Raw genomic sequence first — 12,479 nt, 5'->3', positions numbered from 1 at the left:
TCGGCAGGTATTTAGCCTAATCCCGAGCGCTGCCGTCAGCCTTCAGGCCGCCGACCTCAAGGGATGACGGGAGGCCGACGCCAATTCCAGGGTCTGCCCGCTAGCCGTTGCGCGCCGGGCGAAGATCTTGACCTCGTAGGCGCCACCGCCGGGGCCCGGCTCCAGCATCACCGAAACGACCTGATCGAGCGTGAGGGCCCCGAGCGGCACATCCTGGTCTGGCAGGATCAGGGTCGCCAATTCGCCAACGAACACGATCACAAGATGGCCTTTCGCCATGTTGCTCTTCGCCAGCACCCGCAACTGGCTGTGATAAGGCTGCCGCGTCCAGGCCGATGGCAAATCGGGATCAACCACGACCTGGATGTTGTTGGTATTCGGGTGCACCGTCAGCACCATCTTCGCCTGATCGGGCTTCCAGTGCATGGGCAGTGCCGGCGTGGTTTTCCAGAGACAATCGAACGCCGCGCATTCGCTTGGCCTGTTGGCGTGGATCGTACAGCCAAGGCTCGGCTCGCAATGTGAACACCAGGTGCCGGCGGGCTTGCCGAACGCGACCACGTTGTAGACCTTGCAACAGAGCGTGCAGCTTCCGCACGCGCGGTGCTGGGCAACCGGTGCCTCGCCCGCCCCCGAAATGACTGCCGTCATCCCACCACACCCATCAGCTGCCAACCCTGTTGGCGCTGATACGTCCGCAGGCTTTCGCGGGGATTGCGCGAGAATTGCGAGAGGCCGGCCTTAAGCCGCCGACCTCACGGGATAGCGGGACGTGGACCCGACTTCGATGGTTTGACCGTCCGGCATGGTCCGCGTGGTCGAAACCTTGACCTCATAGACGCCGCCGTTCGGACCGGGCTCCACCCGCACCGCGATGGTCTGTTCGGGTGTCAGAGGCCCGAGCGGCACGTCCTGGTCCGGCAGCACGAGAGTGGCCTGATCATTGACGAAGACCACGACGTAAATGCCTTTCGGCATGTTCTTCTTGGACCACTGCCGCAGGTGATCGTGATAGGGCTGCCGGCTCCACGCCGACGGCAAGCCCGGGTCGACCTGGATCTGGATGTTGCGGGTGATCGGCTGGATGGAGGCCACCATCTTGGCCTGGTCGGGCTTCCACTGCGCCGGCATCGCCGCGTCGGTCCGCCAAAGGCAGTTAAACTCCGCGCACTGGTTCGGCAAATTGTCGTGGATCTTGCAGCCGCGACCGGGCTTGCACTGCCCGCACCATTTGCCTGCGGCCTTGCCGATCTCGACAATGTCGTAGACCTTGCAGCACAGTGAACAGCTTCCGCATTCCCTACCGGGAACAATCTGCAGCGTGTTCGCGGTTGAAGCTGCCGTCATCCGAATCAAGCCCGTCGTTGCGATTGCCGATATTACCCTGACATCGCGAGAAAACGGAGACCCTGGGCCTCGCATCCCGGCGAACCACGGGTCTGACCTGACCTAGAAATGACTGTAGGACAATCGCCGCAGCGTGACCTCGTGGCCCTGCGCGTCGATCCATTGCGGCGCCCCTTGGCCGGCAATGATGGTACCGATCATCGTGACCTCTACCCCGGCCTGCTCGGCCTCTCGCACGAAGGCCTCGCTGCGTCCTTCCGGAACCGCGCACAGGATCTCATAGTCGTCACCACCCGAAACCAGCTTCTCGAGCCCGACGGCGGAGACCGCGCTGGCGGCAGCGGGTGACGCCGGGACGTGGTGGGCGTTGATCACGGCACTGACGCCAGAGGCGGTGCAGAGCTTGGCGAGATCACCCGCCAGGCCGTCGGACACATCCATCGCGGCGCTCGCGTGGTCGCGCACGACGATCGCCAGCGTATTGCGCGGCCTTGGAACGCGATAGCGGTCGATGAGAAAGTCCCGCGCAGCCGGGTCCGTCAGTGCGGACGCGGTCGCACCGCCCGTGAGCACATCGAGACCCAGCGCGGCATCGCCGATCGTTCCCGTCACAAAGACAAAGTCACCCGGCCTTGCGCCGGTGCGGCCGACCATCCGCCCTTTCGGCACGCGCCCGAAGGCCGTGATCGAGATCATCTGCGGTCCCGGTGTCGACACCGTGTCGCCGCCGAGCAGCGGGCACGCAAAGGCCTTGGCGTCTTCGCCGAGTGCATCGGCGAACGGTCGCAGCCAGGCATCCTCCTTGCTGCGCAGCGCCAGCGTCAGCACGAAGCCGGCAGGTAGAGCGCCCTTGGCGGCAAGATCAGACAGGTTCACCCGCAGCGCCTTGCGCGCGATGGTATCAGGAGGATCAGTGGCAAGATAATGCACGCCCTCGACCACCGCGTCGGTGGTGACCACGATGTCTTCGCCCGACGAGGACAGGATCGCGGCATCATCGACCAGAGCGAATGCGCCGGGATCCGTCGCCAGCGGCTTGAAATAGCGCGCGATGAGGGAGTCTTCGGCGGAGCCTCGATCGTCGTTCTGCGTCACGATAGCAGACCCGTCATCCTGAGGTGCGAGCCCTTGCGAGCCTCGAAAGATGCACGGCCGAGGTGCGACCTCAGCGGCACGCCGTCGTCCTTCGAGGCCTCCGCTTCGCTCCGGCACCTCAGGATGACGGCTACGGCGGACGTCATCGTCTCAACTACCCCCGCCCGAACTCGTCACCGCGAAACTGGCGGCCGATCTGGTCGAGCACGGCGTTGACCATGCCGGTCTCCTCACGGTCGACGAAGGCATTGGCGACGTCGACATATTCGGAGATCACGACGCGGCCCGGCACGTCCTTGCGATGCTCCAATTCGTAGGCCCCTGCCCGGAGCACCGCGCGCAGTATCGCCTCGATGCGCTTGAGCGGCCAGCCCTTCGACAGCGCCTCATCGATCAGCGGATCGAGCTTCTTCTGGTCGCGCACGACGCCGGAGACGACGTCGCGGAAGAACGCGGCTTCCGCCGGCAGATAAGTGTCGCCCTCGACCTCATTGCCGAGCCAGTGGCTTTCAAATTCGGCAAAGATGTCGTTGATGCCGGCACCGGCGATGTCCATCTGGTACAGCGCCTGGACGGCGGCGAGCCGCGCCGCACCGCGCCGGTTGGCTTTCTTCTCCGCAGTCGCAGCCGGTTTCCTGTGGTCAGCCATGGCTCAGGCCCGCGCCAGGCGGCGCTTGATGCGCAGCATCGCAAGCGCCGCGCGTGCGGCATCACCGCCCTTGTTGAGCTCGCTGGCACGCGCCCGCGCCCAGGCCTGGTCCTCGTTGTTGACGGTGAGGATGCCGTTGCCGAGCGGCAGTTTTCGCGCGACCGCAAGGTCCATCAGCGCGCGCGAGGATTCCTGCGAGACGATCTCGAAATGGATCGTATCGCCGCGGATGACGCAGCCAAGCGCGATCACCGCGTCATAGGGCTTGCCGTTCGCGGCAGCCGCGTCGACCGCGATGGCTACCGCGGCCGGGATCTCCAGCGCGCCGGGGACCGTGATGACGTCATGGGACAGGCCCGCGGCCTTCAGTTCAGTGACCGCGCCGTCCAGAAGCGCATCCTGGAGATCGTCATAGAACCGCGCCTCGACGACAAGCGCACGTGCGCCTGAAATGTCGGTCTGGTCCTTCAGGGGTGCGCGCCGCGCGTCTGCCATCGTTCAAAATCCGTCTATTCTGGGTCGGGCCGTTATGTAGTCGCCGCGAGCCGGCAAGCCAAGTTCAAAAGGGTACAGTCATTCCGGGGCGCGAAGCGAACCCGGAATGACGGCTACGCCGTCATTTCCGTGAGCCGCGCCGCATAGCGGGCCATCAGATCGACCTCGATATTAACCTCACTGCCCGCCTTCCAGCCGCCGATCGTCGTGACTTCCAGCGTATGCGGAATGATCAGCACCGAAAAGGTCACGTCCTTGACCGTATTGACCGTCAGCGAGACGCCGTCGAGCGTAATCGAGCCCTTGGTGGCGATGAAGCGCGCCAGCTCCCGCGTCGTGGAGAGCTCGAACCGCGCCATGTCGGGCAGGTCCTCGCGGCTGACGATGGTCGCAATCCCGTCGGCATGGCCGGCGACGATGTGGCCGCCGAGCTCGTCACCGATCTTGAGCGCGCGTTCAAGATTGAGCTTGGTGCCCAACTTCCAGTGCTTTGCCGTCGTCAACGCCAGCGTCTCGGCGGCGGCATCGACATCATACCAGGTTCTTTGCTTAGAATCCTTGCCATCAGCGACGCCGGAAGCAACCACGGTGAGGCACACGCCATTGCTGGCAATCGAGGCGCCATCGGCGATGGTGGCCTGATCGTAGCTGCAAGCGATGCGCAGACGGTGCAATTGCCCCTGCGCCACAGGCTTGAAGCTGACGATCTCGCCGATATCGGTGACAATGCCGGTGAACATGCTAGGCGCGCTCGTAGACGGTGAGAGTATCGGGGCCGAATGTCTCGCTAGCATGAACCTTGTAGGCCTGCGACTGCGTGATTTTCGACAGGGGCAATGCATCGAGCGCATCGACCCCACCGGCGCCCACCTCTTCCGCTCCGCGGAACAGCCAGATCTCGTCGACGAGGTCGGCGGACACGAAGGAGGCCGCAACACGGCTACCGCCCTCGACCATCAGCCGCGTGATGCCTTTGTCGGCGAGTGCGCGCAGCGTGGCCGCAAGGTCGAGCCTGGATGCACCGTTCGGCGGCATGCGCAGGATTTGCGCACCGGCTGCGCCAAGGCGGGTCGCGGCCGCAGCTTCAGCCAGCTCGGAAGCTATCACCCAAAGCGGCGTCTCGCGCGCGGTGCGCGCCAACTGGCTCGCGGCCGGAATGCGCAGGCTCTGGTCGAGCACCACCCGCACCGGCGAGCGCGCCGCCATGCCCGGCAGGCGGCAATTGAGCTGCGGATCATCAGCCAGCACGGTGCCGATGCCGACCAGGATGGCGTCGCTCGAGGCGCGGAGCAGATGCACGCGATCGCGCACCGCCTCGCCCGTGATCGCGAGCGGCTTACCGCCTTCAGCGCCGATCTTGCCGTCGGGCGAGATCGCAAGCTTCAGGATCACATGCGGACGCTTGTCCCTGATACGGCGAAAATGGCCGGCGTGGTCGAACGCAGCCTCCGCCGCGCACAGGCCCACATCCACGGTGATGCCGGCGGCGCGCAGACGCGCATGGCCCTGCCCTGCAACGTCCGGATTGGGATCCTCGATCGCCGCCACCACGCGCGTGATGCCGGCCGCGATCACCGCGTCGGCGCAGGGCGGCGACTTGCCGAAATGCGAGCAGGGTTCGAGCGTGACATAGAGCGTGGCGCCGCGCGCTGCCTCGCCTGCCCGCCGGAGCGCTTCAACCTCAGCATGCGGCCGTCCACCTGCTTGCGTCCAGCCGCGGCCGACGATGACGCCGTCCTTGACGATAACAGCGCCCACCGCCGGATTGGGCCAGGTACACCCCTGCCCGCGCCGACCGAGCGCGAGTGCAAGCTGCATGAAGCGGCGATCGGCGTCCTTGGAGTCGCGGATCTTCTGGGCGAACTGATCCTCCAGGATGCGGAAGATCATTTGCGGATCGCGGCGAGCCGCGCTTCCTCCTCACCGGAGAGCTCGCCGAGCACGTCGGCGAAATCCTTGGCCTCGCGGAAATTGCGATAGACGGAGGCGAAGCGCACATAGGCGACGTCGTCGAGCGTGCGCAGATGCTCCATCACGGTCTCGCCGATCACCTCGGATGAGATCTCGGCCTCGCCCCCGGTCTCGAGCTCGCGCACGATGGTGGAGACCATCTTCTCCACCCTTTCAGGCTCGACCGGCCGCTTGCGCAAGGAGATCGAGACCGAACGCATCAGTTTGTCGCGATCGAATGGCACCCGACGGCCGTTGCGCTTGATCACTGTGAGCTCGCGCAGCTGCACGCGCTCGAAGGTGGTGAAACGGAATTCGCAGGCGACGCACACGCGCCGCCTGCGAATAACGGAAGAATCCTCGGTCGGACGCGAGTCCTTTACCTGCGTATCGAGACTGTTGCAGTTCGGGCAGCGCATCCGTTGACCTTAACCAGTTTTCCTTGGCCTTACTGATAGATCGGGAAGCGATCGGTGAGCGCCTTGACCCGCTCCTTGATCGCGGCCTCGACCAGCGGCGCCTTGCCGTCGTCGGACTGCGCGATCGCGTTGAGGACCTCGGCAATCATGCCGCCGACCTGCTGGAATTCGGCGACGCCGAAGCCTCGGGTCGTCGCCGCCGGCGTGCCCAGCCGAATTCCGGAGGTGACGAACGGCGACTGGGGGTCGAAGGGAATACCGTTCTTGTTGCAGGTAATAGCGGCGCGAACCAGCGCCTTCTCCGAGACGTTACCCTTCAGGCCCTTCGGCCGGAGGTCGACCAGCATGAGATGGTTATCGGTACCGCCGGAGACAATATCGAAGCCGTGGCTCTTCATCGCCTCGGCGAGAGCCTTGGCGTTCTCGACGACGTTCTTCGCATAGACCTTGAAGTCCGGACGCAGCGCCTCGCCGAAGGCAACCGCCTTCGCCGCGATCACGTGCATCAGCGGGCCGCCCTGCAGGCCCGGGAAGATCGCCGAGTTGAACTTCTTGGTCAGCGCCTCGTCGTTCCACAGCATCAGACCGCCGCGCGGGCCGCGCAGCGACTTGTGCGTGGTCGTGGTGGTCACGTGGGCATAAGGCACGGGCGAAGCATGCACGCCGCCGGCGACGAGACCCGCGAAATGCGCCATGTCGACCAGCAGGTACGCGCCGACGCTGTCCGCGATCTCGCGGAAACGCTTGAAGTCCCAGGCGCGCGAATAGGCCGAGCCGCCGGCGACGATCAGCTTCGGCTTGACCTCTTCGGCCTGCTTCTGGACCGCGTCCATGTCGATGATCTGATCCTCGCGGCGCACGGTGTAGTGCGAGGCCTTGAACCACTTGCCGCTCATGTTGACGGGCGAGCCGTGGGTGAGATGGCCGCCCGCCGCAAGATCGAGACCCATGAAGGTGTCGCCGGGCTGGAGCAGCGCCAGAAACACCGCCTGGTTCATCTGGCTGCCGGAGTTCGGCTGCACGTTGGCGAAGCCAGCGCCAAACAGCTTCTTGGCACGATCAATCGCGAGGTTCTCGGCGACGTCGACCCACTCACAACCGCCATAGTACCGCGCGCCCGGATAACCCTCCGCATATTTGTTGGTCATCACCGAACCCTGCGCTTCCAGCACGGCCCGGCTCACGATGTTCTCGGAGGCGATCAGCTCGACTTCATGGCGCTGCCGGCCGAGCTCACCCTTGATGGCGGCGGCGATTTCCGGGTCGGCCTGCTCGAGCGAGGCGGTGAAAAACGAATCGGGCGCGTTGGCGGTCTTGGCTGCGGTCATCGTGCGAATATCTCCACCGCCGCAGCCTTTTGGCGGGCTACGGGGGTCTGGTGTGGCGATCGGAAGCGGCGAGCGCGATCTACCACATCGCCCCGCCCCGGCCAAGCATTTGCGGGTCGGGCTCAGCAATTATGCCAGATATGGTGGAGATGTCAGGACTTCGAGGCCCGCAAGCTTACGGGACTGTCCGGCATCGAGAGGCGGATTCGCCGGTTTGGCCGTCCAATTCCAGGAGCTTCCCCGAGGGGGGCAAAAGGGCCCGGGTGCTTGTCGCCACCCAGGCCGTCCCGTGTCTACAGCCCGGTATACCCGGCCTTCACGGGGTCCACACTGCCATCGAGCTGGCGCAGATAGGTCAGGCCGCAAACCGTCAACCTGTGGGTGTCCTTCTCGCCGGCTTCCATCAGGGTATTGAGGTAGTTTGTCACCTTTTCCCGCGCCTCTGCGCTCGCCGCGGACGTGCGGTTGGCGAGCAGGTCATAGGTTTGCATGATGCGGTCGATGGCGGCTTCCATGGCACCCTCTGGTTCTCTGGGATTTTGGGAGTCTTGATCAGGCCGCTCTGACGCCGGACTGCGCTTCGAACCGCGCAATGGCGGCGTTGGCGAGCCTGATCTTGTTGAATTCGCCGTGCTGGAGCAGCTTGACGATGATCTCAAGCAGGCGCTCGTTGGTGACGAGCGTGTCGGGAATGGCACCGGAGCGGCGGAGGTAATTCGCGGCGATGGCGTAGGCATCACTCACGAGTTCGACGTTCATTGCCTGCAACCCGCGCTCGACCAGCATCGCATCCTCCGATCCGGAGAGACAACTGCTACGCGAGCACCTGGTTCCCGCCTATCAGGCGATTTTTCGCAAGTGCAAAAAACGTCAAAACGCACCGGTCCGGGATAAGCCGGGCCGGCGCGCTTGGGGAAGTCAGGCACGTTGGGAGGGCCTGCCGGTCTTGTTTGGGGCCGGCTTGGCCTTGATCCCTTTTAAAACTCAGAGGCGATACAGGATCTGGTCGGTCCAGAAGCGCTCGAGGCGGTGCAGCGACTTGTTGAGGGTCGAGAACTCCTCGCCCGAGATGCCACCGACCTGCTCCACCGTCTTGACATGCTTCTGGTAGAGGCTGTCGACGATGCGGCGGACTTCCTGGCCCTGCGGCGTCAGGCGGATGCGCACCGAGCGGCGATCAACGCGCGAGCGCTGATGATCGAGGAAGCCGAGCTCGACGAGCTTCTTCAGATTATAGGAGACGTTGGAGCCGAGATAGTAACCGCGCGTGCGCAGCTCGCCCGCGGTCAGCTCCTTGTCGCCGATGTTGTAGAGCAGGAGCGCCTGCACGGAATTGATGTCGGCGCGGCCACGACGATCGAACTCGTCCTTGATCACGTCGAGGAGCCGGCGATGCAGCCGCTCCACCAGAGTCAAAGCTTCCAGATAGAGCGACTGAACCGAACCCTGCGGGCCGGAAACGCGCTCTGCGGTATCTGCCGCAGTTGCGACGGCTTTCATCATGACACTTCCCCTGTTGTCGTTTTTATCGACACTTATTCGACGAAACTTGTGTCCCGTCTGATAGGTGCAACTTAAGGGGGGCGTTTGAAGATCGGCTTAAATAAGAGAATAAAGAGATCATGAATTTAAGACAGTGAATTGCTGATTAAGCCTGTGCCACAAGCACTTTTCGCAACCCTCTGTTGACCGTGGCAAGGTCCTGTTCACCCTCCGTCCGGCCCTTCTGTCACATTCCAGAACAGCCCCGCCTCGTTTCGAAACGCACGCGTAAGAGCTGTGGCTGAAAACGCTAGGTCAATGAAAAGTTACCTCGAATTTGAGGCAACCAGCGATCAACCAAGTCACCACGACTTCGCGTAGCTCGCGCACGTGTCCCGCACAAGCGCAGCCCAGATCCGGGACCCAGAAGGCCAAAACATAGGTCGTAGAAGCAATGGGCCCCGGCTCAGCAGCGCATCACTGCGTGCTGCGCTGCGTCCGGGGCACAAGCATGTGCATGTTGAAACCGCCCCTGCCCTACGGCGGCCGTTCGCGCGCGGCCATCCAGGCGAGCGCGAGATAGGCGGCGAGCATGAAGGCCTCGACGCCGACGACGATCAGACTGCCGCCGTAAATGCCGGGGAACATCAGCTCGATCACCGCCATCGAGACCACGGTCGTCAGCCACACCACCGCGCCCCAGGGCGTGGCCAACCAAAGCCCGACGGCAGCGACGAGCTCGATCACGGCGAAGTAGATGGTCGAGGCCTGCCAGGCCATCGACTGGTTCTCGAACGCCTCGTCCTCGCCGCCGACGAAGCCCGTCACCTGCGCCCAGTGATAGAGACCTTTGAGGATCGACAGCAGCGCCATCACCCGCAGAAACAACACCAGCCGTCGCGTCCAGACATTGTCATCGGACTCAGGTCTCTCCGACGAGATCGCAGCGACCGACATCGCGCTGTCTCGGGCGCTGTCCCTGACGGCATCCCTGGCATTGGCACTATCGCGGGTGGAGATCTCGGACATGCCCCCTTCTGGCTGTTTCGCCCCGCAAAATCAATCGGCTGCCATCACCTTGCGGGAGGTCAAGCCGCGGTGACGGGAACCATGCGAGCTGGTATAAGAATAATTCCAGCCGGGAGAACAGTAATGGCGATCAAATACGGACGTCCGATCGAACTGCGCGAGGTCGCGCGCGGGACGGGTGCCGCGGTGCCCCATGCCCTCGATCTGACCGTCCGCCCGCGCCGCAACCGCAAGGCCGAGTGGGCCAGGCGCATGGTGCGCGAGAACGTGCTCAATACCGACGATCTGATCTGGCCGCTGTTCCTGATCGACGGCAGCAACAAGCGCGAGGGTATCGCCTCGATGCCTGGCGTCGAGCGCCTCAGCGTCGATCAGGCCGTGCGCGAGGCCGAGCGCGCCATGAAGCTCACGATCCCCTGCCTTGCGTTGTTTCCCTACACCGAGCCGTCCCTGCGCGACGAGGAAGGCTCGGAAGCGACCAATCCGAACAACCTGGTCTGCCAGGCGGTGCGCGCAATCAAGAAGGAGTTTCCCGAGATCGGCGTGCTCTGCGACGTCGCGCTCGATCCCTTCACCAGCCACGGCCATGACGGCCTGATCTCCGACGGCAAGATCCTGAATGACGAGACGGTCGCCGTGCTGGTGCGCCAAGCGCTGGTGCAGGCCGAAGCCGGCTGCGACATCATCGCGCCCTCGGACATGATGGACGGCCGCGTCGCCGCGATCCGCGAGGGGCTGGACCGCTCAGGCCTGCTCGACGTGCAGATCATGGCCTATGCGGCAAAGTACGCCTCCGCCTTTTACGGCCCGTTCCGCGACGCCATCGGCTCGGCCAAGACACTCACCGGCGACAAGCGCACCTACCAGATGGACAGCGCCAACACCGACGAAGCGCTGCGCGAGGTCGAGCTCGACATCTCCGAAGGTGCCGACATGGTGATGGTGAAGCCCGGCATGCCCTATCTCGACGTGGTTCGCCGCGTGAAGGACACGTTCGCGATGCCGACCTTCGCCTACCAGGTCTCGGGCGAATACGCGATGATCGCAGCCGCCGCGAACAACGGCTGGCTCGACGGCGAACGCGCGATGATGGAGAGCCTGCTCGCCTTCAAGCGCGCCGGCGCCGATGGCGTGCTCAGCTATTTTGCGCCCAAGGCGGCAGAGAAGCTGCGGGCACAAGGATGAGCTGCCGTAGGGTGGGCAAAGCGAAAGCGTGCCCACCATCTGGTAGTGATCGCGACACATCGTGGGCACGGCGCAAGCGCGCCTTTGCCCACCCTACGGCACCGTTTGCTCGTTCGGCCGAGGCCCGCATAACGGACGTAGTGCATCGCGTTGTTCGCGCGACAGCACGGTGATCGGATAGATCGGCTGCTGCGCTTCCCGCTTGAAGAACGGATGCGGCCATGTCTTCCCACGCACCTTCCATGAAAGCACCTTGCCGATAGCGCGCAGGATGAGAGGGAGATTAAGTCCCGTCGAACCCGGTGGCGGCTCGCCTACTGCATACTTGCCGAGAATGGCGCCGACTGGCGCTCCGGCGACCTCGTCAACGGCCGACGCGCCCCCCGCGAACGCCTGTGCGATGATGCCCACAAAGGGAATGGTTGGCGTCAGCGTATTGCCGATCGGCGCGTTGCAGCAGCTTGCATACCACCGGTACAGGCCTTTCGGGCTCAGTCGTATCCCCGCGATCCGGTCCTGCCCCTGCACAAACGCGAGCGTCGACGGCGCGACCTGGACAATGTCGCTGCCGCCTTTCGCGTTCAACAGATCGGCGCGGCCGAGCTGATGCAGGAAAGCCTGGCAGTCGTCGCAGTAGCAGACCACACGATTGACCGTTTGCGGTGACACACCCGCGACCACGGCGCGGACACTGCCGCAGCGGCAACGCAATTCGACCTGACCACCCATGAAGATCATCCTGTCGGGCGCCGGAATTGCACCCTCGCCCCACGCAGCATGATGCAAATCATGAACCGCGCAAGCGCCGGCGGCCGCCGAATCGCCCGAATATTTTGCAGTGTTGACCGGCCGACAGCCTTGGCGTGTGGCCGGATGGTTCCCATGTGCTGCGGGGTGAGAGATCCGAAAGCGGAAGGGAAGCTCATGTCCACCTCGGGTTCGCCAAACGACAGCGGTGTCTGGCGCAATGACGGCGGCGCGCAGGCGCATGCCTACGATCCCTATCGGCATCCGGAACTGTTCCGCGGCGTTGCGACGCGGCGCGTATTCGCATTCCTGATCGACATGGTCGTGATCTCCGTCCCCGTCATCCTCGGCTACATCTTCATCGCGGTGTTCGGCGTGGTGACGCTCGGCCTCGGCTGGGCGCTGTTCTGGCTGGCCTGGCCGGCCTCCGTGATCTGGGCCATCGTCTATTACGGCGCCTGCATTGGTGGCCCCTCGTCGGCGACCGTCGGGATGCGGATCATGGACCTCGAGTTGCGCACCTGGTACGGCGCGCCCGGCTACTTTGTCCTCGGCGCCACCCACGCCGTGCTGTTCTGGGTGTCGGTTTCGTTCCTCTCGCCCTTCGTGGTTCTCGTCGGCCTCTTCAACGGCCGCCGGCGCCTGCTGCACGATTTCGTGCTGGGAACGGTCGTGATCAACAATTCGGTCCGCGCGCCGGTGCCCCAGGCCGCAAGGACCTATTGAGAGCCTGGTGATCAAGGACCTACTAAC

Annotated in this window: 16 protein-coding genes; 2 read left to right on the top strand and 14 right to left on the bottom strand. The window is 64.2% G+C overall.

Annotation, left to right across the window (positions count from 1 at the left end):
* Positions 1-42 precede the first annotated feature (42 nt).
* The 13 genes from Q0687_RS26325 to Q0687_RS26265 form a co-directional block, all read right to left on the bottom strand.
* Positions 43-651, bottom strand: a complete 609-nt coding sequence (locus tag Q0687_RS26325; protein ID WP_298883472.1) for a hypothetical protein — start codon at positions 649-651, stop codon at positions 43-45.
* Between the two features lie 90 nt (positions 652-741).
* Positions 742-1,347, bottom strand: coding sequence for a hypothetical protein (locus Q0687_RS26320; RefSeq protein ID WP_298883469.1), 606 nt, complete (start codon positions 1,345-1,347; stop codon positions 742-744).
* Positions 1,348-1,449: 102 nt separating this feature from the next.
* Entirely contained in the window at positions 1,450-2,442 is a 993-nt protein-coding gene (gene thiL / locus Q0687_RS26315) for a thiamine-phosphate kinase (protein ID WP_298883467.1), read from the bottom strand.
* Positions 2,443-2,596: 154 nt separating this feature from the next.
* Positions 2,597-3,091 carry a transcription antitermination factor NusB gene (gene nusB, locus Q0687_RS26310; RefSeq protein WP_298883464.1) on the bottom strand — a complete coding sequence of 165 codons (495 nt, stop codon included), beginning with the start codon at positions 3,089-3,091 and terminating at the stop codon, positions 2,597-2,599.
* A 3-nt stretch (positions 3,092-3,094) separates the two neighbouring features.
* The gene (gene ribH / locus Q0687_RS26305) at positions 3,095-3,586 is read right to left on the bottom strand and encodes a 6,7-dimethyl-8-ribityllumazine synthase (RefSeq protein ID WP_298883462.1); all 492 of its coding nucleotides are present in this window, start codon (positions 3,584-3,586) and stop codon (positions 3,095-3,097) included.
* Positions 3,587-3,699: 113 nt separating this feature from the next.
* The gene (locus tag Q0687_RS26300; protein ID WP_298883460.1) at positions 3,700-4,326 is read right to left on the bottom strand and encodes a riboflavin synthase; all 627 of its coding nucleotides are present in this window, start codon (positions 4,324-4,326) and stop codon (positions 3,700-3,702) included.
* A 1-nt stretch (position 4,327) separates the two neighbouring features.
* The gene (gene ribD / locus Q0687_RS26295; RefSeq protein ID WP_298883458.1) at positions 4,328-5,476 is read right to left on the bottom strand and encodes a bifunctional diaminohydroxyphosphoribosylaminopyrimidine deaminase/5-amino-6-(5-phosphoribosylamino)uracil reductase RibD; all 1,149 of its coding nucleotides are present in this window, start codon (positions 5,474-5,476) and stop codon (positions 4,328-4,330) included.
* Complete coding sequence (gene nrdR / locus Q0687_RS26290) at positions 5,473-5,955, bottom strand: transcriptional regulator NrdR (protein WP_027529969.1); 483 nt, start codon at positions 5,953-5,955, stop codon at positions 5,473-5,475. The genes ribD and nrdR overlap by 4 nt, the downstream gene beginning before the upstream one ends.
* A gap of 29 nt (positions 5,956-5,984) precedes the next feature.
* The gene (glyA, locus tag Q0687_RS26285) at positions 5,985-7,283 is read right to left on the bottom strand and encodes a serine hydroxymethyltransferase (protein WP_298883455.1); all 1,299 of its coding nucleotides are present in this window, start codon (positions 7,281-7,283) and stop codon (positions 5,985-5,987) included.
* A 293-nt stretch (positions 7,284-7,576) separates the two neighbouring features.
* Positions 7,577-7,798, bottom strand: a complete 222-nt coding sequence (locus Q0687_RS26280; RefSeq protein ID WP_128951430.1) for a hypothetical protein — start codon at positions 7,796-7,798, stop codon at positions 7,577-7,579.
* A 37-nt stretch (positions 7,799-7,835) separates the two neighbouring features.
* A complete protein-coding gene (locus Q0687_RS26275; RefSeq protein WP_298883448.1) occupies positions 7,836-8,069 on the bottom strand; it encodes a hypothetical protein in 234 nt (77 codons plus the stop codon).
* 198 nt (positions 8,070-8,267) lie between these two features.
* Entirely contained in the window at positions 8,268-8,786 is a 519-nt protein-coding gene (locus Q0687_RS26270) for a MarR family winged helix-turn-helix transcriptional regulator (RefSeq protein ID WP_027529973.1), read from the bottom strand.
* A gap of 516 nt (positions 8,787-9,302) precedes the next feature.
* Entirely contained in the window at positions 9,303-9,794 is a 492-nt protein-coding gene (locus Q0687_RS26265; protein ID WP_298883444.1) for a DUF6163 family protein, read from the bottom strand.
* Positions 9,795-9,917: 123 nt separating this feature from the next.
* Here Q0687_RS26265 and hemB point away from each other — a divergent pair, with 123 nt between their 5' ends.
* A complete protein-coding gene (gene hemB, locus Q0687_RS26260) occupies positions 9,918-10,979 on the top strand; it encodes a porphobilinogen synthase (protein WP_298883442.1) in 1,062 nt (353 codons plus the stop codon).
* 93 nt (positions 10,980-11,072) lie between these two features.
* On the opposite strand, the gene Q0687_RS26255 is transcribed toward hemB, so the two are convergent.
* Entirely contained in the window at positions 11,073-11,708 is a 636-nt protein-coding gene (locus Q0687_RS26255) for a DUF6151 family protein (RefSeq protein ID WP_298883439.1), read from the bottom strand.
* A gap of 195 nt (positions 11,709-11,903) precedes the next feature.
* Between Q0687_RS26255 and Q0687_RS26250 the strand changes: the two genes are divergently transcribed.
* Positions 11,904-12,452, top strand: coding sequence for an RDD family protein (locus Q0687_RS26250; protein ID WP_298883436.1), 549 nt, complete (start codon positions 11,904-11,906; stop codon positions 12,450-12,452).
* Positions 12,453-12,479 lie beyond the last annotated feature (27 nt).

This window comes from uncultured Bradyrhizobium sp., assembly GCF_936928535.1.
Lineage (GTDB): Bacteria > Pseudomonadota > Alphaproteobacteria > Rhizobiales > Xanthobacteraceae > Bradyrhizobium.
This window is presented reverse-complemented; position numbering and strand designations above follow the sequence as displayed.

What these genes read in the sequence shown, in the direction of transcription:
- nrdR (WP_027529969.1), bottom strand. Translation starts at nt 5,955, where the DNA reads ATGCGCTGCCCGAACTGCAACAGTCTCGATACGCAGGTAAAGGACTCG.
- Q0687_RS26270 (WP_027529973.1), bottom strand. Translation starts at nt 8,786, where the DNA reads ATGATGAAAGCCGTCGCAACTGCGGCAGATACCGCAGAGCGCGTTTCC.
- Q0687_RS26325 (WP_298883472.1), bottom strand. Translation starts at nt 651, where the DNA reads ATGACGGCAGTCATTTCGGGGGCGGGCGAGGCACCGGTTGCCCAGCAC.
- Q0687_RS26265 (WP_298883444.1), bottom strand. Translation starts at nt 9,794, where the DNA reads ATGTCCGAGATCTCCACCCGCGATAGTGCCAATGCCAGGGATGCCGTC.
- ribD (WP_298883458.1), bottom strand. Translation starts at nt 5,476, where the DNA reads ATGATCTTCCGCATCCTGGAGGATCAGTTCGCCCAGAAGATCCGCGAC.
- Q0687_RS26300 (WP_298883460.1), bottom strand. Translation starts at nt 4,326, where the DNA reads ATGTTCACCGGCATTGTCACCGATATCGGCGAGATCGTCAGCTTCAAG.
- glyA (WP_298883455.1), bottom strand. Translation starts at nt 7,283, where the DNA reads ATGACCGCAGCCAAGACCGCCAACGCGCCCGATTCGTTTTTCACCGCC.
- Q0687_RS26320 (WP_298883469.1), bottom strand. Translation starts at nt 1,347, where the DNA reads ATGACGGCAGCTTCAACCGCGAACACGCTGCAGATTGTTCCCGGTAGG.
- hemB (WP_298883442.1), top strand. Translation starts at nt 9,918, where the DNA reads ATGGCGATCAAATACGGACGTCCGATCGAACTGCGCGAGGTCGCGCGC.
- ribH (WP_298883462.1), bottom strand. Translation starts at nt 3,586, where the DNA reads ATGGCAGACGCGCGGCGCGCACCCCTGAAGGACCAGACCGACATTTCA.
- Q0687_RS26275 (WP_298883448.1), bottom strand. Translation starts at nt 8,069, where the DNA reads ATGCTGGTCGAGCGCGGGTTGCAGGCAATGAACGTCGAACTCGTGAGT.
- Q0687_RS26280 (WP_128951430.1), bottom strand. Translation starts at nt 7,798, where the DNA reads ATGGAAGCCGCCATCGACCGCATCATGCAAACCTATGACCTGCTCGCC.
- Q0687_RS26250 (WP_298883436.1), top strand. Translation starts at nt 11,904, where the DNA reads ATGTCCACCTCGGGTTCGCCAAACGACAGCGGTGTCTGGCGCAATGAC.
- nusB (WP_298883464.1), bottom strand. Translation starts at nt 3,091, where the DNA reads ATGGCTGACCACAGGAAACCGGCTGCGACTGCGGAGAAGAAAGCCAAC.
- Q0687_RS26255 (WP_298883439.1), bottom strand. Translation starts at nt 11,708, where the DNA reads ATGGGTGGTCAGGTCGAATTGCGTTGCCGCTGCGGCAGTGTCCGCGCC.